Raw genomic sequence first — 23,815 nt, forward strand, 5'->3', positions numbered from 1 at the left:
TCCTGATTATCCGGCGAATATCATAGTGTCGCTGTATGCCGGCACCTGCCTACCCTGAGTCAAGAGGCCGTTTCCAGAGGCCGGACAGCTGGAATCGATCGGTGACGGCCGCTATTGCCCCGGCGAGATCACCTTTCTATGATCGCGCGCCCTAAGCGAGGGCGTTGCCGCCCCGCTCTCTCAGAGGATGCCGATGCTCGATTCCATGCGTAAACACGCCTCCGGTCCGGTGGCGAAAGTCCTGATCGGCATTCTGATCATCTCGTTCGGCGTCTGGGGCATTGCCGGCGCGCTGAGCGGCATCGGCACCAATACGGTGGCGACGGTCGGCAATACGGAGATCTCGGTCGCGGCCTTCGATCGCGCCTATCGCCGCGAACTGCAGAGCGTCAGCCAGCAGGTCGGCACGCAGGTCACGCCGGATCAGGCGCGCGCGTTCGGCCTCCCCAATCAGGTCCTCGCCCGCCTCGTGACCGAAGCGGCGCTCGACGATCAGGCCGAAAGCCTCGCCCTCGGCGTCTCGCAGGACACGCTGGTCAAGGAAATCGCCGCGGATCCTTCGTTCAAGGGCCCCGCGGGGACCTTCGATCGCGCCTATTTCGTCCAGGTGCTGCGCGCAAATGGCCTGAATGAGGACGACTATGTTCTGGAGCGCCGCAACGTCGAGCGCCGCAAGCAGATCGCCGACAGCATTTCGGGTGGCGCGACGATGCCGGCCGTGCTCGCCGAAGCGCTGCATACCTATCAGACCGAGGCACGGACGATCCGCTACCTGGTCCTCCCCTCTTCGCTGATCACCGATGTCGGCGAGCCGACGTCCGAGCAGCTGACGACCTTCTATAACGACCACAAGGCCGACTGGCGCCGGCCGGAACTGCGCGAGATCGCGCTGCTTTCGGTGTCGCCCGAGGATGTTGCGCGGCCGTCAGACATCGACGATGCGTCGGCGCAGAAGGCCTACGACGCCGATAAGTCGCAGTATTCGACGCCGGAAGCACGGCACGTCTACCAGCTCATCTTCTCCGACCAGAGCACCGCCGAGGCGGCTGCCGCCAGCCTTAAGGGCGGCGCATCGTTCGAAAGCGTCGTCGAGGGCGCCGGCAAGAAACTCGTCGATACCGATCTCGGCGTCGTCACGCGCGACAAGCTGATCGACGCGAAAGTGGCGGATGCGGCCTTCTCATTGCCCTCGGGCGGCACGAGCGACGTCGTCGTCGGCAGCTTCGGCCCGGTGCTGCTGAAGGTGACCGACATTACGCCGGCGACCGTGCAGCCCTTCGACAGCGTCAAGGCAGAGATCAAGAAGAACCTCGCGCTCACCGCGGCCCGTAACGACCTCGGCACGCTGCGCGATGCCATCGAGGACGCGCGCGCCGGCGGCTCGACGCTTCAGGAAATCGCCACCAAGAACAAGCTGACGGTGAAGACCATCACCGTTGACCAGTCCGGCAACAATGCCGACGGCCAGCCTGTCGCCGACATCCCGACCAAGGATGCGCTGCTGAAGGCGGCGTTCGAGAGCGATGTCGGCATCGACAATCCCTATCTCAACAATGGTGATGGGGTGGTCTGGTATGCCGTGACGTCGATCGATCCGGCGCATGACCGGCCGCTCGACGAGGTCAAGGACAAGGTCGCCGCCGCCTGGAAGAAGGCGACGATTGCCGACCAGCTCGTGGCGAAGGCAAAGGACACGGCTGCTCGGATCGCCAAGGGCGAGACGCTCGACGCGATTGCCGACCAGCTCAAGCTGACCGTCGAGACCGACGCCAACCAGACGCGCGGTAGCAAGCCGCCGGCGGATTTCTCGGCCGATGCGCTCAAGGCCGCCTTTGCGGGACCGAAGGGTCATGCGGCGGCGGTTGTCGGCGTCACGCCCGACCAGCAGATCGTGCTGCAGGTGGACGAGGTCACGGAGACGCCCTTCGTCAAGAACGACTCGACTCAGGCTTCCTTGACCAAGCAGCTCGCCGATGCGATGCAGAATGACCTGTTGCAGCAATATATCGCCGAACTGCAGAACCAGCTCGGCGCCAAGGTCAACCAGCAGGCGTTGCAGCGCGTGATTGGCGCGAGCTAAAAAGGGAAGCTATGTCGTCCGCCGGTTCCCACCTCCCCCCGACGATCAGCCGCCTCTCGCGGCCGTCGGCGGCTGGGTTCGGCGGGGGCTCGGCTTCGGCCCCGCGTCGCTGGCATGGTGACGCACGCTGGCATGCCGGGTGGCGATGGCGCTGATCGCCATGCCCGGTTCTTCCGGGCTGACGAACGCCGCCGCAACCACCGACATCCGGGCATCCCTGCCCGCCGAGACCCTGGACAGACATCATGCTGATCGAGCCGTCGCTTGAGACGATCGCGCGCAACTATTCCGCCGGCAAGGCGCAGGTCGCGTGGACCCGCCTCGTCGCAGACTTGGAGACGCCCGTCTCCGCCATGCTGAAGCTCTCCGCCGGCCGCGCCAATACCTTCCTCCTCGAATCGGTGGAAGGCGGCGCGGTGCGCGGACGCTATTCGATGATCGGCATCGAGCCCGATCTGCTGTTTCGCGCCCATGCCGACAAGGCCGAGATCGACCGGACGGTTTCGCCCGGACGCGAGGCGTTCGTGCCGGCTGAAGGCCGCTCGCTGGACGTGCTCCGGGCGCTCATCGCCGAATCGCATATCGATTTGCCGGAAGCGCTGCCACCGATGTCGGCCGGCATTTTCGGCTATCTCGGCTATGACATGGTCCGCCAGATGGAGGATCTCGGCCCGCCCAATCCCGACGCGCTCGGCCTGCCCGACGCGATCATGATGCGCCCGACCGTCATGGTGATCTTCGATGCGGTGAAGGACGAAATCACCATCGTCACGCCGATCCGTCCGGCCGACGGGGTCTCCGGGGAGGAAGCGCATCGCCGGGCCGTGAACCGGCTGACCGAGGTTGTCGATACGCTGGAGGGGCCGCTGGCCCGTGTCGCGGGCGCATCGGATGTCGATCTCGACGTACCGGTCGTCTCGAACACGCCGCATGAGCGCTATCTGGAGATGGTCGCGAAGGCCAAGGAATATATCGCCGCTGGCGACATCTTCCAGGTCGTGCTGTCGCAGCGCTTCGAGGCGCCGTTCAGCCTGCCGCCCTTCGCGCTCTATCGGGCGCTCCGACGCACCAACCCCTCGCCTTTCCTGTACTTTCTCGACTTCGGCGAGTTTGCCGTCGCCGGATCCAGCCCCGAAATCCTCGTCCGCGTGCGCGACGGCGACGTCACCATCCGTCCGATCGCCGGAACGCGACGCCGGGGTGCGACGCCGGAACTGGACAAGGCGCTCGCCGCCGAATTGCTCGCGGACCCGAAGGAGCTGGCCGAGCATCTGATGCTGCTCGACCTCGGCCGTAACGATGTCGGCCGAGTCGCCGAGATCGGCTCGGTGAAGGTCACCGACAAGTTCTTCCTCGAATATTATAGCCAGGTGATGCACATCGTTTCGAATGTCGTGGGCCGCCTCGCCGCCCCGCACGACATGCTCGATGCGCTCGCCGCCGGCTTCCCCGCCGGCACGGTTTCCGGCGCGCCGAAAGTGCGCGCAATGCAGATCATCGATGAGCTGGAAGGGGAGAAACGCGGCATTTATGCCGGTTGCGTCGGCTATTTTTCGGCTGATGGCGCGATGGATACCTGCATCGTCCTGAGAACCTCGATCATCAAGGACGGCAAGATGTACGCGCAGGCCGGGGCGGGCATCGTCGCGGACTCGGTGCCCGAAAGCGAGCATCAGGAATGCATCGCCAAGGCGCGGGCCCTCTTCCGTGCGGCCGAGGAAGCGGTAAAGTTCGCTTCCCAGGCCGGACGCGGGCAGTAGGCGGAGGAACGGCAGTGGCATTTCTCGTCATCGATAACTACGACAGCTTCACCTACAACCTCGTCCATTATCTCGGGGAGCTTGGCGCGGAACTGATGGTCCGCCGCAACGACAAGATCAGCGTCGACGAAGTGATGGCGCTCGATCCCGAGGGCATCGTGCTCTCGCCGGGCCCGTGCACGCCGAACGAGGCGGGCATCTGCCTTGACCTCATCGACCAGGCCGGCGCCACGATCCCGATCTTCGGCGTCTGCCTTGGCCATCAGGCGATCGGCCAGGCGATGGGCGGCGATGTCGTGCGCGCGCCTTCCCAGATGCATGGCAAGATTTCGACCATCAGCCATACGGGCCGCAGCGTCTTTCGCGGTATCAACGGACCCTTCCAGGCGACGCGCTATCACTCGCTGCAGGTGCGCCGCGAAACGATGCCCGACGTTCTGGAGATCACGGCTGAATCGGAAGACGGCGTCGTGATGGGGGCCATGCACAAGACCCTGCCGATGCACGGCGTGCAGTTCCACCCCGAAAGCATCGCGTCCGAGCACGGACATCGCATGCTGCAGAATTTCCTCGACATCGCTGGGGAATGGAATCGGCGGCATCGCCAGGCGCGGTCGGTGGCGTGAGCGTGGCACGATGAGCGATTTCAAGGCCTATATCGCGAAGGCCGCTTCCGGCAAGGCGCTCGACCGCGCCGAGGCCGAGGCGGCGTTCGATATCATCATGTCGGGCAACGCCACACCGGCGCAGATCGGCGGCTTCCTGATGGCGCTCCGGGTTCGCGGCGAGACCGTGGACGAGATCGCCGGCGCCGTGGCGACGATGCGATCGAAGATGCTGACCGTCGAGGCGCCGGAGGGCGCGATCGATGTGGTCGGCACCGGCGGTGACGGCTCGCACACGCTTAACATCTCGACCGCCTCTGCCTTCGTCGTCGCCGGCGCGGGCGTTCCGGTCGCGAAGCACGGCAATCGCGCGCTCTCCTCGCGGTCGGGCGCGGCTGACGTGTTGATGGCGCTCGGCGTCAATGTCGACGTGCCTCCTGAAACGATCGCCACCGCGATCCGCGAAGCCGGCATCGGCTTCATGTTCGCGCCGGCCCATCACGCGGCGATGAAGCATGTCGGGCCGGCGCGGGTCGAACTCGGCACGCGGACGATCTTCAACCTGCTCGGGCCGCTCTCCAATCCGGCCGGCGTGAGGCGCCAGCTGGTCGGGGTCTTCGCGCCGGAATGGTTGGAGCCGCTCGCTGCCGTTCTCTCGGCTCTCGGATCGGAGCGGGCCTGGATTGTCCATGGCGCTGGCGGCGTCGACGAGATCACATCGACGGGGCCGACCCGCGTCGCGTCGCTGGACGGCGGCCGGATCCAGACCTTCACGATCACGCCGGAAGAGGTCGGCCTGCCGCTTTCGCCGCCCGAAGCGATCAGGGGCGGCGATGCGGCAGAGAATGCGGCCGCACTTCGCGCGCTGCTCGGTGGTGCGCCGGGCGCCTATCGCGACACGGTGCTGCTCAATGCGGGCGCGACGCTGATCGTCGCCGGCAGGGTCGCTTCGCTCGCCGAAGGCGTTGCCCGTGCCGCGAACGCGATCGATACCGGGGCTGCGATGGCGCGGCTCGAGAAGCTCGTTGCCGTCACGAACGGATGAGATGATGACCGACATCCTGAAGAAAATCGAGGCGACCAAGCGCGACGAGATCGCACTCGCCAAGGAGCGCATCCGCCCGAGCGAGATGGAGGCGCGCGCGATGGATGCGGCTCCAGCGCGCGGTTTCGGTAACGCGATCCGCAACAAGCTCGCCGATGGCAAGCCGGCGCTCATCGCCGAGATCAAGAAGGCGAGCCCGTCCAAAGGCCTGATCCGGCCGGATTTCGACCCTCCCGCTCTTGCGAAGGCTTATGAGGACGGCGGAGCGGCCTGCCTGTCGGTGCTGACCGATGCGCCCTGGTTCCAGGGCGCGCCCGAATATCTCGTTGCCGCCCGCGATGCCGTCGATCTGCCAGCGCTCCGCAAGGATTTCATCTTCGAGCCCTATCAGGTGTTCGAATCGAAGGTTTGGGGCGCCGATTGCATCCTGATCATCATGGCCGCCATTCCTGACCAGATGGCGCGTGAAATCGAGGACGCCGCGGCAAGCGTCGGGCTCGACGTGCTGATCGAGGTGCATGACGAGGCTGAGCTTGATCGCGCGCTTGGTCTTCGCTCGCCGCTTATCGGCATCAACAACCGCAATCTGCGCACGTTCGAGACGACGCTCGAAACCTCCGAGCGCCTGGCGCCGCGGGTGCCCGGCGACCGGATCATCGTCGGCGAGAGTGCGATCTATACGCGGGACGATATTGCCCGGCTTCGGGGCGCAAACATCCATGCCTATCTCGTCGGCGAAAGCCTGATGCGCCAGGACGACGTCGCTGCGGCAACCTCGGCTCTGCTCGCACCGGCCGCCTGAACATGCCGGTCGTGGTCCGTGCGATTCTCCCGGAAGAGGCGTCGCTGCTTCCGGAGATCGAGCGCGACGCGGCGGAGCGATTCCGCGAGGTTGGCCTCGACGCGATTGCCGATGGCGAACCGAGTTCCGAGCCGTTCATCCTCGCGGTGATCGAGAAGGGCGTGGCGCTGGGAGCCGTTGCGGGAGACGCCGGCCTTGTGGGCTTTGTGCTTGCGGGCCTGCTCGACGAGGCGCTGCATGTCTACGAGCTCTCCGTGCGCGCTGTGTTCAATGGACAAGGCATCGGCACCGCGTTGCTGGCTGGGATCGAGACCGCGGCCGCCGATCGCGGCCTTGCGGCTTTGACCCTGTCGACATTCACCGACGTGCCCTGGAACGCGCCCTTCTACGCGCGGCGAGGGTTCCTGCCGGTGGAGATCGATGACTGGGGCCCGGCCTTCCATCTGCTCAACGGCGCCGAACGCGCCGCCGGGCTGCCTCTCGACCGTCGCATCTTCATGCGCAAGGAGCTTGCCCGATGACCGCCCGTCTCACCCATATCGACGAAACCGGCGCCGCCCATATGGTGGACGTCTCGGACAAGCCGGTGACGAGCCGCATCGCGGTCGCGGAAGGCGCCGTCGAGATGCAGCGGGAGACGCTGGCGCTGATCACGGCCGGCAATCTCGCAAAAGGCGATGTCTTCGCGACGGCGCGCATTGCCGGGATCATGGCTGCCAAGAAGACGCATGAGCTCGTGCCGCTCTGTCATCCGATCATGCTGTCAAAAGTCACGATCGACATCGAGGCCGACGAGACGTTGCCGGGCCTGCGCGTCCGCGCAACGACCAAGGTCGCGGACAAGACCGGCGTCGAAATGGAGGCCCTCACGGCCGTTTCCGTCGCCTGCCTCACGATCTACGACATGGCAAAGGCGGCCGATCGCGGCATGGTCATCGGTCCCATCCGGCTGGTCGAGAAGATGGGCGGCCGCTCCGGCCATTGGAAGGCCGAGCCTTGAAGGGTCTTCTCCCGGTCGAGGAAGCGATCCGCCGTGTGCTCGATGGCGTCGTTCCGCTTGAATCCGAGGCCGTAGCGATCTCGGACTGTCTTGGCCGCGTGCTGGCCGAGCCGCTTGTCGCGCGGCGCTCGCAGCCGCCGCGCGATGTTTCCGCGATGGACGGCTATGCCGTTCGCGCGGCGGATGTCGCAGCCTTGCCCGCACAGCTTGCTGTAATCGGCGCGGCACCGGCGGGCCATCCCTTTGCCGGCCAAGTCAGTCGCGGCGAAGCCGTTCGGATCTTCACCGGGGCTGTCGTTCCCGACGGCGCCGATGCGATCCTTCTGCAGGAGGATGTGGAGCGCCTGTCCGAAGAGCGCATCGCCGCCCGCGAAATTGTCACCACCGGCCAGCACATCCGCAGGCGCGGCCTCGATTTCGAGATCGGGGCGGCTTTGCTCCCGGCAGGATTGCGGCTCGGGATGCGCCAGCTCGCTTTGGCCGCGGCGCTCGATCATGCGAACGTTCCGGTGCGCCGCAAGCCGCTGGTCGCGATCATCGCCACAGGCGACGAGCTTGTTCCGCCCGGCAGCGATGGTCCGGAGGACAGCATCGTCGCCTCCAACGGCTATGGCATTGCCGGCTTAGTGCAGTCGCTCGGCGGCGCCGTCCGCGACCTCGGGATCGTTGCCGACGACAAGGATAAGCTTGCCACCGCGATCGATGCTGCTGAAGGCGCCGATATTCTCGTGACGCTCGGCGGCGCATCGGTTGGCGATCATGATTTCGCCCAGGAGGTTCTGACGGAACGGGGCATGGCGCTCGATTTCTGGCGCATCGCCATGCGGCCCGGCAAGCCGCTGATCTTCGGCCGGCTTGGACCGATGCGCGTCCTCGGCTTTCCCGGCAATCCTGTCTCGAGCCTTGTCTGTTCGCTGCTGTTCCTGCGGCCACTTGTAGAGACGATGCTGGGACTCGCGCCCGTCGAGCACGCGGTGAGCGCGACGCTTGGGGGACCTTTGCGGGCGAATGACGGCCGGCAGGACTATCTCCGGGCCGAGATCGCCATCGCCTCTGATGGCACTCGGATCGCGACGCCCTTCCCGCGTCAAGACAGCTCCATGCTGTCGACCTTCGCCGAGGCGGGATGCCTGATCGTTCGCCCGCCGCACACCCCGGCCGCGCTTGCAGGAGAGGCTTGCCGCGTCATCATCTTGCCTTGATTTGAATAAAAGTTAGGCCCGCGGGTGAACTGTTAATTAATTGTTCACATTTAATCACTGCGCGCGTACTACTTCTGAGCTACCCGCATCCGCGTCAGTCGGAACGCGTCTTGCTCTGGGACGTTGATTCTCGATGGTCGAACGCCGGGAGGGAGATCATGGAAAGAACGCCGAACAAGGTTTCGCCCAGTCAGCACAATCTCGGCATTGGTTCGAGCCTGGCTGCTGGCGCTCTGATGCTCTGCCATATGAACAGTTCGGGCCTTACTCGCTATGACAATCTCATTGCGGACCTCAACCGGCTCAACGCTGCGCCGCCACCGCGTGTTTCACGTCGCAGCGACCGCCCGCAGCGCCTGCATTCGCGCTGGGTCAGCTGGATTTATCGCTGAACGGACGCTCTCAACAACTCCCGTCAGCACCCGCTTGCAGGACTGTCAACCAAAGCTGAGTTCCGAAGTCGGCCGAGCGTTAGCCTAGGCCGACTTCTTGTGGATGCTCGCGCCATGATCACGCGCATCGTTGGCGTGTATATCGATATCGACGACCAGCGGAAGATGATCCGATGCGACGCGCGCAAGCGGCGTCCGCACGACTTCGACATTTTCAACCTTGGCCCTGCCCCGCAGCCAGACATGGTCGATCCTCAGCGTCGGGAGGCGGCCTGGGAATGTAGGCTTCGCCTTCCGGTCGCCCCATTCCTTCTGGACATCGGTGAACTGCGCCGCGAGCCGCCGATAGGGTGACAGCCCGGGCGGCGCATTGAAATCACCGACGAAGACGACCGGATCGTGGCAATCGGGATGGCCAAGCCAGTCAGGGCCGAGCAGTGTCGACAGCTGAAGCATCTGCTCGTGCGGCCAGACGCCGAGATGCGTATTGACCACCTGGAGAGCCGCCCCTCCAACATCGATGGAAGCCCACAGCGCGCCGCGGGGCTCGACCTTGATGCGGTCGTGAAAGCCCGGGAGCGGGCCTGTCCGAACCATCGAGATCGGCAATGCCGTCAGGATCGCGTCGCCATATCGCTCGGGGCCGACATGGGTCGAGGCATGGAAATGCGCCTCCATGCCAAGCAGCGACGCCAGCGTCCGCGCCTGATCAATGCTACCCGTGCGCGGCCGACCGACATCGATCTCCTGCAGCGCAACGATATCGGGCTTGCAGCTCGCGATCACATGCGCCACGCGCTCGGGCGAATGCTGCTTGTCGGTGCCGATGCAGCTGTGCACGTTGTAGGAGAGGATGCGAAACCGGCTCATTGATGATCCTTGTTGCCGCCTTGGCAATTCGCACAGCCCGAGAGCGTTCCCGTCAATGGGCGGTCTTCGGCGCGTAGACTGCGGGATTGACGACTGTCGGGCGACCGGGAAGGCTAAGAGCCGCTGTACGGGGTGGCGTCTCGGCGATGACCGCACCACGGCGAATGACCGTCAGACGCGTGGCCCGCATGCGGATCGCTTCGATCGTGTCGGCAGCCTGCAGGATGACGAAGTCAGCGTTCTTGCCCGGCGCAATGCCATAGCCGTCAATGCCGAGGATCGCGGCCGGTATTGTCGTGACCGCCTCGAACGCCCAGCGAATGGCTTCGCGGCTCGTCATCGGCACGGCATGGACAGCCATGCTGGCGACATCCAGCATGTCGGCATGGCCAAGGCCATACCACGGGTCCATGCAGCAATCCTGGCCGAGCGCCACTGGAATGCCCAGCGCCCGCATCTCGGCGATCCGCGTCAGGCCGCGGCGGCGCGGATAGGTGTCGTGGCGGCCCTGCAAGGTGATGTTGATGAGCGGATTGGCGATCGCGGCGATGCCGGCCTCGCGCATAAGAGGCAGCAGCTTTGAGACGTAGTAGCTGTCCATCGAATGCATCGAGGTCAGATGGGAGCCAACGGCGCGTCCACCGAGACCAAGCCGATGCACCTCGGCCGTGAGCGTCTCGATATGGCGCGAGAGCGGGTCATCGCTCTCATCGCAATGGACATCGATCATCAGTCCGCGCTTCGCAGCGATTTCACAAAGCGCTGTCACCGAGGCTGCGCCGTCGGCCATCGTGCGCTCGAAATGCGGAATTCCGCCGACGACGTCGACACCCATGTCAAGCGCGCGCTCCAGATTGCGGGCGGCGTTGGGTGAGCGGTAATAGCCATCCTGGGGGAAGGCAACGAGCTGCAGGTCGAGATAGGGCTTCACCTTCTCCCGCACCTCGAGCAACGCCTCGACGGCAAGCAAGCGATCGTCACAGACATCGACATGTGTGCGCACCGCGAGGAGGCCCTGCGCGACGGCGAGGTCGCAATATTTCAGGGCCCGTTCGATGACCGCTTCATGCGTCAGCAGCGGCTTCAACTCGCCCCAGAGCGCGATTCCCTCCAGCAACGTACCCGACTCGTTCATCCGCGGCAGGCCGAGCGACAAAGTCGCGTCCATATGGAAGTGGCAGTCGATGAAGGGAGGAGAAACGAGATAACCGCGAGCGTCGATGACCCGGCCGGCATCGGCTGCAATCGACGGCTCGACTGCGCTGATCCGCCCCTTCTCGACGGCGATATCGACCCCCGAGCGTCCGTCCGGAAGTGTCGCGTTCTTGACGATGAGATCGAATGCCATGCATGCCCCGGCTGTGCTGATGCTGATATCCGATCAGGACCAGCGCGGCTTTGCAAGCGCTGCCGCCGTCGCAGCGCCCTTGACGCTACTGTGGATTATACGGCGCCGTCGTCCCGGCATAGGCGCCGGCAAAGGCAGCGCCTGCATCTGCGCCAAGCGAAGCGGTGACGTCGCTGCCGACCTTCTCCGCGTCAGCCTTTGGCAGCGTTGCTGCCGCCGTCGCGAGAGCTGCGGCGAGTTGCGCGGCGTCGCTCGCGCCGAGCTTTGGATTGCCGCCGAGCGTCGGATCGGTCTTGTATTTGCCAAGCATCCGCTCGATCAGGGGCTTGCAGCCAGACTGGCATTCTTCGAGCGCCGCGAGATCATCCTGGAAGGCGAGCGCCGCCATGTCGGGCGTCGCATTCATGTCCAGTTTCTTTTCCATCTGCTGCATCTGCTGATCGGTCGATTGCGCCAGGGCGATCCCCGACGCAGTCGTGACAGCAAAACCAGCGATGGCCATCAGCGCCGCAATTCTCAGCTTCGACGACATGTCTTCTCCCCCAGCGACCGTGCGTTGCCGATCAATCGGCCGTCATCGCCGGCACATTTGGCGCGACGGCAGGCTTCTTGCTCTTCCCCCGCTCCTCAAGGCGCTGCAGCACCGTGAAGAAGGACGGCACGAACAGGACCGCGAGGCAGGTCGAGGCGAGCATGCCACTAACGACGGCGATGCCGATCGAGGCACGCGAGCTGGCACCGGCGCCGGTCGCGAAGACCAGCGGCAGCACGCCGAGGATGAAGGCAAACGAGGTCATCAGGATCGGGCGGAAGCGAAGCCGAGCCGCCTCGACCGCCGCCTCGGCGATCTCCATTCCTTCCGCTCGCTTTTCGCGCGCATATTCGACGATCAGAATCGCGTTTTTGGCCGCCAGCGCGATCAATAGGATGATGCCGATCTGCGTATAGAGATTGTTGGCGAGGCCGAGCGAGGTCAGGGCCGCGACCGTGCCGAGCAGAGCCAGCGGCACCGCCAGAATGACCGAGAGCGGCTGGATCCAGCTCTCATACTGACCGGCCAGCACGAAATAGACGAGCACGACCGCAAGCGCGAAGACGAAGTAGATGTCGTTGCCGACGATTTCTTCCTGGTACGACATCGCCGTCCAGGCATAGCCATAGCCCGGCGGCAGCGTTTCGTTCGCAATCTGCCCCATCAATTGCATCGCCTGGCCCGAGCTGAAGCCCGCGGCGGGGCCGCCGGCCAGCGTCGCCGCCGGATAGAGATTGTAGAGGGTGATCAGCGGCGGACCGTCGCTGTTTTCGAACGAGATCAGGGTGCCAAGCGGCACCATATCGCCGGTCTTCGTCTTCACCTTCAGATTCAGGATGTCCTTCGGCTCGATGCGGCTCTCGGGCGAGGCCTGCACATAGACCTGGAAGACATTGTTGAACTTCGTGAACTGATTGACATAGGTCGAACCGAGATAGGCCTCGATCGTCGAGAACACCTGGCCGACCGTGACACCCAGCGTCTCCGCCAGGATGCGGTTGATCTTGAGCGTGAACTGCGGCGTGGTCGCGCTGAAGCTCGAATTGACGCGCTGCAGGCCCGTCTGCGTCGCGGCATTGGCTTCCACCTGGCTGACAGCCGCCTGAAGCTTGTGGAAGTCCGAGCTGCCGTCCTTGACCAGAATCTCCATCGTGAAGCCACCGGTGCTGCCGATGCCCTGAATGGGCGGGGGCACGATCACGAAGGCGGTGGCGTCGGACAGCTTGTTGAGCGACGCCGAGAGATTCTCGTAGATAGCGCGCAGGTTTTCGGCCTTGCCGCGCACCGACCAGTCCTTGAACATGACATAGACGGCGCCGGCATTGAACAAGGTCGCAGAATTGTCGAGCACCGATATGCCGGTGATGCCGATTGCGCTGGCGACGCCGGGCGTCTTCAGCGCGATGTCGGTGGCTTCCTGTACGACACGATCCGTCCGCTGCAGCGAGGCGCCCTCGGGCAATTGTACCGAGATGACGACATAGCCCTGGTCTTCATTGGGCAGGAACGCAGTCGGGATTCGGCTCAGCCCCCAGAAGGCAACGCCGACCAGAATGACAGCGACGAGCAGCATCAGATAGCTGACCTTCACCATGTGGCGGATCAGCCCGGCATAGTGACGCTCGCACCAGTCATAGACATGGTTGAAGCCGCGGAAGAAGAAGTTCTTCTTTTCAGGCGGTGTCGGCGCCCGCAGCCAGAGCGCGCACTGCGTCGGCTTCAGCGTCATGGCGTTAATCGCGGAGATGAACGCCGTCGCCGCGATCACCAGCGCGAATTGCTGGTACATCTGGCCGGTCAGGCCCGGCAGGGCTGCTGAGGGCAGAAACACGGCCATGAGCACGAGCGTGATGCCGATGATCGGGCCGAACAGCTCGCTCATCGCCTTCACAGCCGCCTCGCGGCCGGTCATCCCGGCCTCCATATGACGTGAAACGCCTTCGACGATCACGATGGCGTCGTCGACGACGATACCGATCGCCAGGATGATGGCGAACAGGGTGGCCGTATTGACCGTGAAACCAAGCGCCGCCATGGCGGCGAAGGCGCCGATGATCGTCACGGGCACGGTTGTCGCCGGCACCAGCATGGCGCGCCAATCCTGCAGGAACAGCAGGATGACGATGAGGACCAGGATGGCCGCCTCGAACAGCGTCTTGTAGACCTCGTCGATCGATGCGGTCACGAACTTGGTGGTGTCGAACGGGATCTCGTATTTCAGGCCCGGCGGGAACGCCTTGGAAAGCTCCTGCATCTTGGCGGAGACGGCATCAGCAACCGCGAGCGCGTTGGCGTCAGGCAACTGGAATATGCCGATCGCCGCCGACGGCGCATTGTTGAAGGTTGCGGTATGGCTGTAGCTCTGCGAGCCAAGTTCGACACGGCCGATGTCGCGCACGCGAACGATCTGGCCGCCATTCTCGTTGTTGACCTTGACGACGATGTTCTCGAAATCCGGCGCGTCGTTGAAGCGCCCGTCCACGTTCACCGTGTACTGGAAGTTGAGGCCGTCCGGTGCCGGCGGCATGCCGGTCATGCCCGCCGTGACTTCCTGGCTCTGCTGCTGGATGGCATTGACGACGTCGCTCGGCGTCAACCCGAACGACTGCAGCTTGTCCGGGTCCATCCAGATGCGCATGGCATAGGGCCCGGCGCCGAACACCGTGACATTGCCGACGCCTGGAATACGCGCCAGTTCGTTCTGGATGTTGATGACGCCGTAATTCGACAGATAGAGCCCGTCATAGCTCTTGTCCGGCGAAAACAGAGTGATGAACTGCAGGATCGCCGTCGACTTCTTCTGGACGTTGACGCCCTGGACCTGCACCGACTGCGGCAGCGAGGCGAGCGCAATCGACACACGGTTCTGGACGAGGACCTGCGCCTCATTCGGATCCGTGCCGATGTCGAACGTGACGACGAGATTGTAGGTGCCGTCACTGGCGCTCGTCGACTGCATGTAGATCATGCCCTGGACGCCATTGACCTGCTCCTCGATGGGCAGGGCAACTGTGTTCATCAGGGTGCGCGCGCTGGCACCCGGATAGCTGGTCGAGACCTGGATCGTCGGCGGCACGACATTGGGATATTGCGACACCGGAAGCGTGTAGAGCGCCACAGCGCCGAGCAGCACAATGACGAGCGCCAGGACGTTCGAAAGAACCGGCCGCTCGATGAAAAACTTTGAAAACATGGAAGCCGCCTGCCCTGGGGTCGCCGATCGGTCGCGTTAGCTCGAAGCCCTCACGGGGTCGCTGGTGCCGGAGCCGGCGCCGCCGGCTCAGGCGTTGCGGCCGGCGCTGGTGTTGTCGCCGGAGCCGGGGCTGCCGGCGGAGCTGCTGTCGCAGCCGGAGCCGGTTCCGAGCCAGCTGGCGGCGTCACAGCCCGCGTGGCGCTTGCCGATGGCTGGGCGGCGCTCATGCTGCCCTTTTCCGGATCGACCGTATTTCCCGGGACGGCGCGCTGGTTGCCGCCGACGACGACCCAGTCATCCTTGGTCAGTCCGGAGTCGATCACGCGCAACTGGCCTTCCAGCTGACCCGGCTTGACGATCCGCTGCTCGACTTTGTTATCCGAACCGACAACCAGGACGTAGCTGCCGGCCTGGCTCGTGGCGATCGCGGTGTCGTTGACGAGGATGGCGTTCGGCTGCTTCTGCAGCGGCACGCGCACCTTGGCGAAGAGGCCCGGCAGAAGCGCCGAGTCCTTGTTGTCGAACACGCCGCGCACTGTGAGAGTGCCCGTATTCTGATCGACATTCGGGGCGATGTAATCGATGACGCCGGTATAGGGATAATCGGTGTCGATCGAGAGGCCGATCTCGACGGGAATGTCGTGGACGTCCCGCAGCGTCTTGCCGCGCTTGGTGAGCGCTTCCTTGATGAGAAGAACCTGCCGCTCGTTGACGCTGAAATAAGTATAGATCGGGTCGTTCTGGACGATCGTCGCCAGCTTGGTCGGGCCGCTATAGCCGACAAGCGCGCCGATATCCTGCAGGTGGTTGCTGACCACGCCATCGAACGGCGCCTTGATCTCGGTGTAGCCGAGATTGATCTGCGCCACCTCGACATCCGCCTGGGCCTGCGCTGTCGCAGCGATGGCCTGGTCGAGCTGTGCCTTGGCGTCATCGGCCTTGGCGACCGACGTCACCTGCTGCTGAACCAGCGTGTTCTGGCGATTATATTCGAGCTGCTTGTTCTCCTGCGCAGCCTGAGCAGACGCCAGTGCGCCCTTCGCCTGATCGAGCTGTGCCTGATAGGTGTCCCGCTGGATCGTGAAGAGAACGTCGCCGGACTTCACCTTCTGGCCGTCAACATATTTGATGCCGGTGAGGAAGCCCTGGACGCGGGCCTCAAGATCGACCTGATTGAATGCGTCCGTATTGCCCGTGAGCTCCATATAGAGCGTGACCGAGTCCTGCGTCGGCTGCGCGACCGTCACCTTTTGGGGCGGCGGCGGCACGTATTCATTCTTCTCGTTGCAGGCGGCCAGAGACAACACGGCGACCGATGCAGCTGCGAGCAGCAGTCCGCGGCCGGTTCTCACAAGGCTCAGGTCGCGACGGCTCATTCCATTTCCCCCGGAGCGGCCAGATCACGGCCGGTATCGCTGACGGTCACACCGCCGCCCGACGTGCAGCGAATCCGCCGGCACCTTCTCGAGCGACACAAGCATATAGCTGGTCGATTGTTAAGGAGCGGTGGCAATTGTCGACTGCAATGGCCATCAGCTGACCGGGCAACAAAAAAGCCGCTGGCCTTTCGGCAGCGGCTTTCGATCTAGAGGCCAGCGACCTCAGAATGCATTGGCGTGCAGCAAAGATGCCGGCGTCAGTAGCAGGATCTTAACGTCGTAGAGCGGCGTCCATTTGCGGATATAGGCGCGGTCGCAGCGAAGACGCATCTGGATCTTGTTCATCGCATCCGTCGGTCCGCGATGGCCCTCGATCTGAGCCAATCCAGTCAGACCCGGGCGCACGAGATGCCGGTCACTATAGTTCGGCAGAATGCGGCCGAATGTATCATCCATCGGCACCGCATGCGGGCGCGGGCCAACGAGCGACATGTCGCCTCTGAGGACATTGAGCAACTGCGGCAGCTCATCAAGGCTGGTCCGGCGGAGGAAGGCGCCAACCTTGGTGATGCGGCTATCGCCGGCCGAAACCTGCACGAACGTGCCGTGCGTTTCCAGAACGCTCATCGAACGGAACTTGTAGAGCGTGAAGATTTCGCGCGCTACGCCATAACGCTTCTGCCGGAAGAACACGGGACCCGTGCTTTCAAGACGAATTGCGAGCGCAATGATCAGCAGGACCGGCAGCAGCACGAGGAGAAGCGTTGCTGCGCCGACCACGTCGAGCGCGCGCTTGAATCGCGAGTTGTTGATTTCCGAGGCCCGTGTCACAAGTCTTGCACTCGGCACACCGACGTCACGCGCTGGGGCGACGTCGCTCTCTGCCGAACGGAACAGTCCAAGGCTGGCCGGCTCAGTCACGACGCCTTGAGCAGATTCATCAAAAAACATCGGTAGTCCCCGCGGATTGCCCGAGTTTTGCACCGCACAACTCACCGTGCACAGCAGCATAAGCGGTTTGTAACCTCTAGCCCGGTTGCCAGCAAGCGCTTTCTTGCGCCTGCCCCGGTTCGCGCCTGCCCACTAATCAGGCAAAACGCAGTTCGACATTCCTAGAAAATGACTGGCCCTTGCATGATCTGGCCCCCGCGCCCACCGGCATCGAGCTTTGCGATTATTCATTCAACGATCCATTAACGGGGCCGCGTGAGGGTCCCACATCCGTTGTTGTCTGAATTAATCCTCGCTTGGGCAGCAGACACGACGATTGCGACACAATGAAGGGGTCGCCATGATCGAGCGCCTTTCGTTTTGCGCCCACGCCCAGAGATCCTGACTCCCATTTGGCATCGAAACACCAGTCTCAATAGCAGACAGGATTTTGGTGATTTTGCAAGCATATCCTTTGGTGAAGCCGAATATCACAGCAAATGCTCGACTCACGCGCCATGAGTGTCCGTCGCGAAGGTAGCAGGCAGGGTCGGTTGCAGAGAATGTCTTTGCCACTCTCGTGCGTCGGCAAGTCATTATTCTGTTGTTATTCTGTCATGTTCCATTGAGACATTTTCGCAACGGCAGCAACGCGAAAAATTGACCAAGTGATTATGACATTCTCTTCACATGCCAGCGCCCGACCGGCCCGCTAGGTTCCGCTCGACCTGACGCGAGGGGTCGCGACAGGCGGCGGTTGCTGATCGCAGCCGCATTCTACATTGATTTGGGGGCACCTGACCGAAAGATAAACTGGCGCCGAGGCAGTCATGCTTCGCCGACCGGTCTATCCGATCGTGTCTTGTTTCTTCCTCAACACGAGGTCAGACATGAATTTCAAGCATTTGCTTCTCGGATCCGCTGCCGTGATCTTCGCTTGCGGCGCCGCCGAAGCTGCCGATCTTACGGTCGCCGAGCCGGTCGACTATGTAAAAGTCTGCGATGCGTTTGGTAAGGGCTTCTTCTATTCTCCTGGCACCGACACCTGCATCAAGGTCGGTGGCTACGTGAAGTTCGGTACCGCTTTTGGTGATACCGATTTCGGCACGTACAACAAGATTTACCCGAACAGCCAGTGGTCGAACTTCTACACGGAAGCCTCGGTCCAGCTCACGGCTTCGTCGGTCACCGAATTCGGAAACCTCACCGGCTTCCTCGACTTCCGTGCTCAGTCCGGCAACACCGGCTCCTTCACGCAGTCGGCGACGCAGACCGTCAACGCGGCCACCAATTCGGCCTATGTCGACAGCGCTTATCTCGCGCTCGGTCCGATCAAGGCAGGCCGTTTCGACTCCCTGTATGATTTCGGCCAGGGCTATACCGATACCGGCGGCTTCGCGTCCGACACCAAGACCGACCACATCCAGCTGACCTACGCCGTCAACGGCTTCGGTCTCGCGATCTCGGTGGAAGACCAGCGTGACCGCGGCGCTTCCGGCAACACCGGCGATCCGGTGCTCAGCGGCGCGAGCTACTACCAGGGCGGCCAGACCAACATCCCCGACATCGTCGGCGCCCTGACCTACGCCTCGGGCATCTTCTCGACGAAGATCGCCGTCGCCTATGTGAATGACGCCGTTGATATCAATGGCGGCGCCGGCACGCTTGCCAATCCCTATGTGATCGACGCCAAGTCAGGCTACGCCATCGGCGGCAGCGTCGAGTTCGCTCTCGACAGCTTCTCGAAGGGCGACAAGTTCTTCGTGACCGGTTCGTATGGCGACAACGCCAACTCGTACACCGGCATCGCCGGCGGTACGTCGGTCGCCAACCTGACCTCGAGCGTCAATAGCAATTTCATTGCTTCTGCCGCGCCTGGCTCCAGCTGGTCGGCGCTCGCTTCGTACAAGCATGTCTGGACCCCGACCGTCTGGTCGGCCGTCTCCGGCGGCTACGCGTCCTATGACGGCGACAGCTACTATGACAACTACACCGTCGATGCGTACCGTGGCGTGTTCTCGACGGGCTGGACCCCGGTCACCGGTCTCGACCTGATGCTCGACGGCCAATACTCGCATGTCGAGGTCTCCGATGGCCGCACGGCCGCCGCCCTCAAGGAAACCGATGGCGACGCCTGGACGGTCAACCTCTGGATGAAGCGCTCCTGGTAATATCCGGCTTCCTGCGGCTCGCCGCTCGTAGCCTCTCCTGACAATCTGGCCGGCGTCGCGATCCAGCGGCGCCGGCCATTCGTTACTGGAGGGCAACCGCGCGAGGAACCCATGCTGAACGCCCTTACCTATGCCGTGACGCTCGTCCTGTTCGCCGCCATCGACACGGTCTGGCTCGGCACCATGGCGGCCCGGATCTACCGTCCGCTCCTCGGCGATATTCTCCTCGAGAGCTTCAGGCCGGGGCCGGCTGTCATCTTCTATCTCTTCTACGCCGTCGGTCTGGTCGTGTTCGCCGTGCTCCCAGGCGTCAAGGGCGCCGGCGCTGGCTATGCGCTGCTCTGGGGCGCGCTGTTCGGCCTCTTCGCCTATGGCACCTATGACCTCACCAATTTTGCCACCCTGCGCAACTGGGGCGTCGCCATCACCGCCATCGACATGACATGGGGCACGGTTGTGAGTGGCGTTGCCGCGTGGCTTGCCACCGTCATCGCCAGCTGGCTTGCGCGGCAGTTCGGCCTTCTCTAGGCGCGCTTCCGGCTTGGAGGCCTTGGGAAAAAGGCGGGCACGCGGTCGCGATAGCGCGCAAAGGCCTCCGGGCGGCTGCGCATCATATGCGCCTCGAGCGGCGGAATGCCCGAAACATGGACGAGCAGCCAGTACATGAAGGCGGGGCCGGTCAGCGCCACGAAACCGAACGCATAACCGCCGAAATCGATCGCGAAGACCGGATAGGCGAGCCAGCCCAGCCATTCGAAGAAGTAGTTGGGGTGGCGCGACCACGCCCAGAGGCCATCCTCGCAGACGGCGCCCTGCCCTGCCTGCTGGCGCTCGCGAAAGCGCTGCAACCGGCGGTCGGCCAGCGTCTCGCCGAGGATCGCGACCAGAATGAGCGCCACCGCCGCGGCATCCTGAAGACCCAGTCCCTCTCGCGGGTTCTGGGCCGCGGCCAGGATCGACAGACCGAGAAACCAGCCGGCCGCAGCCTGTATCATCAGGAAGACGAAGAGCCGGCGCTGGAACGCGGCGCCCCACTCCTTGCGGAAGGCGGCATAGCGCGCATCTTCCGCGCTGCCGCGTGAGCGCGCCGCAATATGGCTGCCGAGTCGGACCGACCAGAGCCCCGCCGCCAGCGCGACCAGAAGCTGGCGGCTGCTTGGCCATTCCAAACCCGAGACCGGCAGGAGCGCGAGGCCAACGCCGGCCAGACCTACGCCGAACGACCAGAACGCATCCGACCATCCGGCATTCCCCGTGACGCGTTGCGTCAGCCAGGCCAGCGTCATCACGGCGACCAGCACGAGGCCGGCGCCGACGAGACCAACGACGATCACCGTCATCTCGCTGGGCTCACCGGCTGAGGGGCGTTAATTCGGTGGGCTGGCGAAACGGCATGCGTGCGGGACAAGGCGGCTCCATCGGCAGATCTATGGCAAGTCCTCGGATTGCTTGCCTCAGCGGAGCACATAGCGCCGGACTTGGCCGCGCATAGCGCCGTCTGTCGATTTGCCGGACAGCAGACGCCTGCCGAGATGAGGCGCTACGATTTGAGCGCGTGATTGAACGCCTTGGAGAAGGCCGCGTCGAAACCGCCAACGAATCCGACGGCGAACTGGCCTGCCATCGACACCACCACCATCGCCACAATGATCGCTCCGATCTGGGCCGGCCGCAGCTTCAGCACCAGCGCAACGACAACCGTCACCAAGACGAAGGCCAAGAATGCGATCAGGATCGTCGCGCCGGCGAGCTGCGCGACACATGAAGCGATGAAGCCGGCGGCCGCAGCCGCCACGCCGACGCCAAGCGGCGCTTTGGTGAGATAGGCGCCGAGCGCTCCGCCACAAAGCGCAAGCACTGCATAGAATACCGTGAACATAGAAATCATCGCTCATTCTCCTTGCGAACCCTCTTCGCATAGCGACGGAGACTTTAAGAAACTCTTCCCGCGGCCAGCTGTTCTTCACCGAACTGTCTCAGCGCGCGCCGATCGGTTCACATCCGAGATCGAGACTGGATTCCCATCTTGGAAGCGATATACTCCATATACGTTTCGTATATGGAGGCCGTCATGGGCATCGTGAATATCGAGGACGACTTGCATGAGCAGCTGCGCAGGGCGAGCCGGGTTTCGTTCCGTTCCATCAACGCCCAGGCGGCGTACTGGATCAAACTCGGCATGCTCTGCGAGACCAATCCGGGGCTGTGCTTCAGCGAGATTCTCGGGCGCGAGCTCAAATCCGCCGGCGTCTCGGCGCAGCCGCTCGTCGCGAGTGAAGCATGACCAAGACGCCCCAGGAACTGGCATTGCTGGCTGAATCCGGGCGGCTGCTGGCGTCCGTCTTCGCGATGCTGGACCGCACGCCGCTGATCGGCATCTCGACCTTCGAGATCAACGAACTGGTCGAGCGCTTCATCGTCGATAATCTCGCGGCCCGGCCGGCCAGCAAGGGACAGTACGGCTACGGCTTCGTCCTGAACGCTTCCGTCAATGACGTGGTCTGCCACGGCATCCCGTCGCAATCGGACGTGCTGCGCGACGGCGACATCGTCAACTTCGACATCACGCTGGAAAAGAACGGCTACATCGCCGACTCCAGCAAGACCTACCTCGTCGGTGCGGTCCATCCAGCCGCGAAACGGCTGGTCCGGACGACCTATGACGCGATGTGGGCCGGCATCCGCGCGGTTCGTCCCGGCGCGCAGCTTGGCGATATCGGCTTCGCGATCGAGCGACACGCAAGGTGCAACGGGTATTCGGTCGTGCGCGAATATTGCGGCCATGGAATCGGCCGCCAGATGCATGAGGAGCCGCAGATTCTGCATTTCGGACGACCCGGAACGGGCCTCGCCCTCCGCGAAGGCATGGTGTTCACCATCGAACCGATGCTCAACCGCGGCCGGCGGACCGTGAAGACCGAAGCGGACGGCTGGACCGTCGTGACACGCGACGGATCACTCTCGGCCCAGTTCGAGCACACCGTCGCCGTCACCGCCTCCGGCGTCGCGGTCCTGACGCTGCGCCCGGATGAACGCGCAGCCTGATGGTCGGGACGGCGCGATGACAGGTCGGCACCGCTGATCCTGCCGGCATCCCCTTGGCGACCAAGTCGCCAGGGGCTTTGGCACGCGAAGGCCGCAGGACCGCCCGGAGACTGATCTGGGCGAGTGCAGAGAACAGAGCCACGCTCTCGCCAGAATCTGGCCGCGTTACGCTCAACCGGCGTCGCTGCTTTGGACATCGAGAACCCAGGTGATGCCGAACCTGTCCTTCAGCATTCCGTAGAGCGGCGACCAGCCGGCCGGCGCAAGGTCCTGCAAAACCTCCCCGCCGACCTTGAGTTTGTCCCAATAGGCGGTGATTTCGTCGCCGTCATTGCCGCTGACGGACATGAAGAACGGGCTTTGTCCCGGATCGTAGGCCCGGCTCGCCGGTGCGTCATAGGCCATGACGGCAAAGCCTTCGTTCGAAACGACACGACCCCAACCCACCAGGTCGGCTTCCGCCGGATCGGTGGTGCCATAAATCTGCGCATGGGTGAGAAGCACCAGATCGCCACCGAAGACGGATTGGTAGAAGGACAGTGCCGGGCGCGCTTCGCCGCGGAAATTGATGTGTGCGACGGTCTTGATGCTCATCGTCTTCGCCCTCTGGCTGTGTGAAACGGCTGAAGCGGGTATAGATGCACCCACCTGACACTTCACGGCAGTTGGACGATGAGCGGACCCGATCGATTGCTGCGCCTGCTGCAACTGATGCGCGTCATGGCGCCCCCGATCACGGCGCAGCGCCTGGCGGTCGAACGCGGCGTGTCCGTCCGATCGATCTACCGCGATATCGAGCTGTTGCGGCTGTCGGGCGCCCGGATCGAGGGGGAACGCGGCTATGGCTATCGGTTGGTCGAGGACTACGCCCTGCCGCCGCAAACATTCGATCGTCTGGAAATCGAGGCGATCACCGTGGGCCTCAGCGAGGTGCGCCAGATGGGCGACCCGGACCTCGCGCGTGCCGCCGATTCCGTCCTCGCGAAGGTCGCCGCAACCTTGCCGGATGATCGCGAACGGCAATTGCTGCATGCGATATCCCATGTCTACAGGCCAACGGGTCGCTACGGCCTGCATCCGCATCTGCAGGCGATACGGCAGGCGTGCTGGGAGGAACAGGAGATCGAGATCAGCTATCTCGATCAAGCGGGCACCGCCAGCCAGCGCATCATTCGTCCCCTTGCCATCATGTACAGCGATCACGTGCTGACGGTTCTGGCCTGGTGCTGCCTGCGTGATGACTTCCGCATGTTCAGGGTCGACCGGGTCGAGAGCCTTTCAAGCAACGGAACCAGCTTTCGTCCCCGGCGGGCGCCGTTGTTGCGCGACTATCTGGCAAAGCTCAGTGAGAAACGGAGCGACTGAACGGCAGCTTTCGGGTCAGGCTTCGCCAATATGCTTTGACAGCAATGGGGCAGCCGTCCGCCGAAACTAACTTTCTGCGGTAAGCCAAGTTCGTGA

Annotated in this window: 24 protein-coding genes; 14 read left to right on the plus strand and 10 right to left on the minus strand. The window is 63.7% G+C overall.

Annotated elements, in window-relative coordinates; genetic code table 11:
• The first annotated feature begins 193 nt into the window (after positions 1–193).
• Positions 194–2,080 (plus strand): peptidylprolyl isomerase, encoded by a 1,887-nt coding sequence (locus BUB39_RS14315; protein ID WP_073054551.1) that lies wholly within the window; start codon positions 194–196, stop codon positions 2,078–2,080.
• A 45-nt stretch (positions 2,081–2,125) separates the two neighbouring features.
• Here the strand turns inward: BUB39_RS14315 and BUB39_RS25630 are convergent, their stop codons facing one another.
• The gene (locus BUB39_RS25630; RefSeq protein WP_210187082.1) at positions 2,126–2,287 is read right to left on the minus strand and encodes a hypothetical protein; all 162 of its coding nucleotides are present in this window, start codon (positions 2,285–2,287) and stop codon (positions 2,126–2,128) included.
• A gap of 38 nt (positions 2,288–2,325) precedes the next feature.
• On the opposite strand from BUB39_RS25630, the gene trpE reads away from it, so the two are divergent.
• The 8 genes from trpE to BUB39_RS14355 all read left to right on the plus strand — a co-directional run bounded on the left by trpE (position 2,326) and on the right by BUB39_RS14355 (position 8,886).
• A complete protein-coding gene (trpE, locus tag BUB39_RS14320) occupies positions 2,326–3,840 on the plus strand; it encodes an anthranilate synthase component I (RefSeq protein ID WP_073054553.1) in 1,515 nt (504 codons plus the stop codon).
• Between the two features lie 14 nt (positions 3,841–3,854).
• Positions 3,855–4,466 (plus strand): anthranilate synthase component II, encoded by a 612-nt coding sequence (locus tag BUB39_RS14325; RefSeq protein WP_073054556.1) that lies wholly within the window; start codon positions 3,855–3,857, stop codon positions 4,464–4,466.
• Between the two features lie 10 nt (positions 4,467–4,476).
• Positions 4,477–5,490, plus strand: a complete 1,014-nt coding sequence (trpD, locus tag BUB39_RS14330) for an anthranilate phosphoribosyltransferase (RefSeq protein WP_073054558.1) — start codon at positions 4,477–4,479, stop codon at positions 5,488–5,490.
• A 4-nt stretch (positions 5,491–5,494) separates the two neighbouring features.
• A complete protein-coding gene (gene trpC / locus BUB39_RS14335) occupies positions 5,495–6,292 on the plus strand; it encodes an indole-3-glycerol phosphate synthase TrpC (protein ID WP_073055545.1) in 798 nt (265 codons plus the stop codon).
• Between the two features lie 2 nt (positions 6,293–6,294).
• Positions 6,295–6,813 (plus strand): GNAT family N-acetyltransferase, encoded by a 519-nt coding sequence (locus BUB39_RS14340; RefSeq protein ID WP_073054560.1) that lies wholly within the window; start codon positions 6,295–6,297, stop codon positions 6,811–6,813.
• Complete coding sequence (moaC, locus tag BUB39_RS14345; RefSeq protein WP_073054562.1) at positions 6,810–7,292, plus strand: cyclic pyranopterin monophosphate synthase MoaC; 483 nt, start codon at positions 6,810–6,812, stop codon at positions 7,290–7,292. Before BUB39_RS14340 ends, moaC begins: the two co-directional genes overlap by 4 nt.
• Positions 7,289–8,494: a molybdopterin molybdotransferase MoeA gene (locus BUB39_RS14350; RefSeq protein WP_073054564.1), complete on the plus strand. Its 1,206-nt coding sequence runs from the start codon at positions 7,289–7,291 to the stop codon at positions 8,492–8,494. The genes moaC and BUB39_RS14350 overlap by 4 nt, the downstream gene beginning before the upstream one ends.
• Positions 8,495–8,652: 158 nt before the next feature.
• The gene (locus BUB39_RS14355; RefSeq protein WP_073054566.1) at positions 8,653–8,886 is read left to right on the plus strand and encodes a hypothetical protein; all 234 of its coding nucleotides are present in this window, start codon (positions 8,653–8,655) and stop codon (positions 8,884–8,886) included.
• Between the two features lie 84 nt (positions 8,887–8,970).
• Here the strand turns inward: BUB39_RS14355 and BUB39_RS14360 are convergent, their stop codons facing one another.
• The 6 genes from BUB39_RS14360 to BUB39_RS14385 all read right to left on the minus strand — a co-directional run bounded on the left by BUB39_RS14360 (position 8,971) and on the right by BUB39_RS14385 (position 17,129).
• Positions 8,971–9,756 (minus strand): endonuclease/exonuclease/phosphatase family protein, encoded by a 786-nt coding sequence (locus BUB39_RS14360; RefSeq protein ID WP_073054568.1) that lies wholly within the window; start codon positions 9,754–9,756, stop codon positions 8,971–8,973.
• A 52-nt stretch (positions 9,757–9,808) separates the two neighbouring features.
• Entirely contained in the window at positions 9,809–11,104 is a 1,296-nt protein-coding gene (locus tag BUB39_RS14365) for an amidohydrolase family protein (protein WP_073054571.1), read from the minus strand.
• 85 nt (positions 11,105–11,189) lie between these two features.
• Entirely contained in the window at positions 11,190–11,636 is a 447-nt protein-coding gene (locus BUB39_RS14370) for a hypothetical protein (RefSeq protein WP_073054573.1), read from the minus strand.
• A gap of 31 nt (positions 11,637–11,667) precedes the next feature.
• Positions 11,668–14,829: an efflux RND transporter permease subunit gene (locus BUB39_RS14375; protein ID WP_073054575.1), complete on the minus strand. Its 3,162-nt coding sequence runs from the start codon at positions 14,827–14,829 to the stop codon at positions 11,668–11,670.
• 50 nt (positions 14,830–14,879) lie between these two features.
• Positions 14,880–16,205, minus strand: coding sequence for an efflux RND transporter periplasmic adaptor subunit (locus tag BUB39_RS14380; protein ID WP_073054578.1), 1,326 nt, complete (start codon positions 16,203–16,205; stop codon positions 14,880–14,882).
• Between the two features lie 225 nt (positions 16,206–16,430).
• A complete protein-coding gene (locus BUB39_RS14385; protein ID WP_244540257.1) occupies positions 16,431–17,129 on the minus strand; it encodes a sugar transferase in 699 nt (232 codons plus the stop codon).
• An 899-nt stretch (positions 17,130–18,028) separates the two neighbouring features.
• Here BUB39_RS14385 and BUB39_RS14390 point away from each other — a divergent pair.
• Positions 18,029–19,309 (plus strand): porin, encoded by a 1,281-nt coding sequence (locus BUB39_RS14390; RefSeq protein WP_073055550.1) that lies wholly within the window; start codon positions 18,029–18,031, stop codon positions 19,307–19,309.
• Positions 19,310–19,420: 111 nt separating this feature from the next.
• A complete protein-coding gene (locus BUB39_RS14395) occupies positions 19,421–19,837 on the plus strand; it encodes a DUF2177 family protein (RefSeq protein ID WP_073054580.1) in 417 nt (138 codons plus the stop codon).
• On the opposite strand, the gene BUB39_RS14400 is transcribed toward BUB39_RS14395, so the two are convergent.
• Both BUB39_RS14400 and BUB39_RS14405 read right to left on the minus strand, forming a co-directional pair.
• Positions 19,834–20,649 carry a DUF1295 domain-containing protein gene (locus tag BUB39_RS14400; protein WP_073054582.1) on the minus strand — a complete coding sequence of 272 codons (816 nt, stop codon included), beginning with the start codon at positions 20,647–20,649 and terminating at the stop codon, positions 19,834–19,836. The two genes, BUB39_RS14395 and BUB39_RS14400, sit on opposite strands and share 4 nt — an antisense overlap.
• A 200-nt stretch (positions 20,650–20,849) precedes the next feature.
• Complete coding sequence (locus BUB39_RS14405) at positions 20,850–21,197, minus strand: hypothetical protein (protein ID WP_073054584.1); 348 nt, start codon at positions 21,195–21,197, stop codon at positions 20,850–20,852.
• 183 nt (positions 21,198–21,380) lie between these two features.
• Here BUB39_RS14405 and BUB39_RS14410 point away from each other — a divergent pair, with 183 nt between their 5' ends.
• A complete protein-coding gene (locus tag BUB39_RS14410) occupies positions 21,381–21,593 on the plus strand; it encodes a ParD-like family protein (protein WP_073055552.1) in 213 nt (70 codons plus the stop codon).
• The gene (gene map, locus BUB39_RS14415) at positions 21,590–22,354 is read left to right on the plus strand and encodes a type I methionyl aminopeptidase (protein ID WP_073054586.1); all 765 of its coding nucleotides are present in this window, start codon (positions 21,590–21,592) and stop codon (positions 22,352–22,354) included. Before BUB39_RS14410 ends, map begins: the two co-directional genes overlap by 4 nt.
• A 171-nt stretch (positions 22,355–22,525) precedes the next feature.
• Here the strand turns inward: map and BUB39_RS14420 are convergent, their stop codons facing one another.
• Positions 22,526–22,948 (minus strand): VOC family protein, encoded by a 423-nt coding sequence (locus tag BUB39_RS14420; protein ID WP_073054588.1) that lies wholly within the window; start codon positions 22,946–22,948, stop codon positions 22,526–22,528.
• 78 nt (positions 22,949–23,026) lie between these two features.
• Between BUB39_RS14420 and BUB39_RS14425 the strand changes: the two genes are divergently transcribed.
• The gene (locus tag BUB39_RS14425; protein WP_073054590.1) at positions 23,027–23,719 is read left to right on the plus strand and encodes a helix-turn-helix transcriptional regulator; all 693 of its coding nucleotides are present in this window, start codon (positions 23,027–23,029) and stop codon (positions 23,717–23,719) included.
• Positions 23,720–23,815: the final 96 nt, after the last annotated feature.

It is taken from the genome of Kaistia soli DSM 19436 (assembly GCF_900129325.1).
Classification (GTDB): domain Bacteria; phylum Pseudomonadota; class Alphaproteobacteria; order Rhizobiales; family Kaistiaceae; genus Kaistia; species Kaistia soli.

What these genes read in the sequence shown, in the direction of transcription:
- BUB39_RS14315 (WP_073054551.1), top strand. Translation starts at nt 194, where the DNA reads ATGCTCGATTCCATGCGTAAACACGCCTCCGGTCCGGTGGCGAAAGTC.
- BUB39_RS25630 (WP_210187082.1), bottom strand. Translation starts at nt 2,287, where the DNA reads ATGTCGGTGGTTGCGGCGGCGTTCGTCAGCCCGGAAGAACCGGGCATG.
- trpE (WP_073054553.1), top strand. Translation starts at nt 2,326, where the DNA reads ATGCTGATCGAGCCGTCGCTTGAGACGATCGCGCGCAACTATTCCGCC.
- trpD (WP_073054558.1), top strand. Translation starts at nt 4,477, where the DNA reads ATGAGCGATTTCAAGGCCTATATCGCGAAGGCCGCTTCCGGCAAGGCG.
- trpC (WP_073055545.1), top strand. Translation starts at nt 5,495, where the DNA reads ATGACCGACATCCTGAAGAAAATCGAGGCGACCAAGCGCGACGAGATC.
- BUB39_RS14340 (WP_073054560.1), top strand. Translation starts at nt 6,295, where the DNA reads ATGCCGGTCGTGGTCCGTGCGATTCTCCCGGAAGAGGCGTCGCTGCTT.
- moaC (WP_073054562.1), top strand. Translation starts at nt 6,810, where the DNA reads ATGACCGCCCGTCTCACCCATATCGACGAAACCGGCGCCGCCCATATG.
- BUB39_RS14355 (WP_073054566.1), top strand. Translation starts at nt 8,653, where the DNA reads ATGGAAAGAACGCCGAACAAGGTTTCGCCCAGTCAGCACAATCTCGGC.
- BUB39_RS14360 (WP_073054568.1), bottom strand. Translation starts at nt 9,756, where the DNA reads ATGAGCCGGTTTCGCATCCTCTCCTACAACGTGCACAGCTGCATCGGC.
- BUB39_RS14365 (WP_073054571.1), bottom strand. Translation starts at nt 11,104, where the DNA reads ATGGCATTCGATCTCATCGTCAAGAACGCGACACTTCCGGACGGACGC.
- BUB39_RS14370 (WP_073054573.1), bottom strand. Translation starts at nt 11,636, where the DNA reads ATGTCGTCGAAGCTGAGAATTGCGGCGCTGATGGCCATCGCTGGTTTT.
- BUB39_RS14375 (WP_073054575.1), bottom strand. Translation starts at nt 14,829, where the DNA reads ATGTTTTCAAAGTTTTTCATCGAGCGGCCGGTTCTTTCGAACGTCCTG.
- BUB39_RS14380 (WP_073054578.1), bottom strand. Translation starts at nt 16,205, where the DNA reads ATGAGCCGTCGCGACCTGAGCCTTGTGAGAACCGGCCGCGGACTGCTG.
- BUB39_RS14390 (WP_073055550.1), top strand. Translation starts at nt 18,029, where the DNA reads ATGAATTTCAAGCATTTGCTTCTCGGATCCGCTGCCGTGATCTTCGCT.
- BUB39_RS14395 (WP_073054580.1), top strand. Translation starts at nt 19,421, where the DNA reads ATGCTGAACGCCCTTACCTATGCCGTGACGCTCGTCCTGTTCGCCGCC.
- BUB39_RS14400 (WP_073054582.1), bottom strand. Translation starts at nt 20,649, where the DNA reads ATGACGGTGATCGTCGTTGGTCTCGTCGGCGCCGGCCTCGTGCTGGTC.
- BUB39_RS14405 (WP_073054584.1), bottom strand. Translation starts at nt 21,197, where the DNA reads ATGATTTCTATGTTCACGGTATTCTATGCAGTGCTTGCGCTTTGTGGC.
- BUB39_RS14410 (WP_073055552.1), top strand. Translation starts at nt 21,381, where the DNA reads ATGGGCATCGTGAATATCGAGGACGACTTGCATGAGCAGCTGCGCAGG.
- map (WP_073054586.1), top strand. Translation starts at nt 21,590, where the DNA reads ATGACCAAGACGCCCCAGGAACTGGCATTGCTGGCTGAATCCGGGCGG.
- BUB39_RS14420 (WP_073054588.1), bottom strand. Translation starts at nt 22,948, where the DNA reads ATGAGCATCAAGACCGTCGCACACATCAATTTCCGCGGCGAAGCGCGC.
- BUB39_RS14425 (WP_073054590.1), top strand. Translation starts at nt 23,027, where the DNA reads ATGAGCGGACCCGATCGATTGCTGCGCCTGCTGCAACTGATGCGCGTC.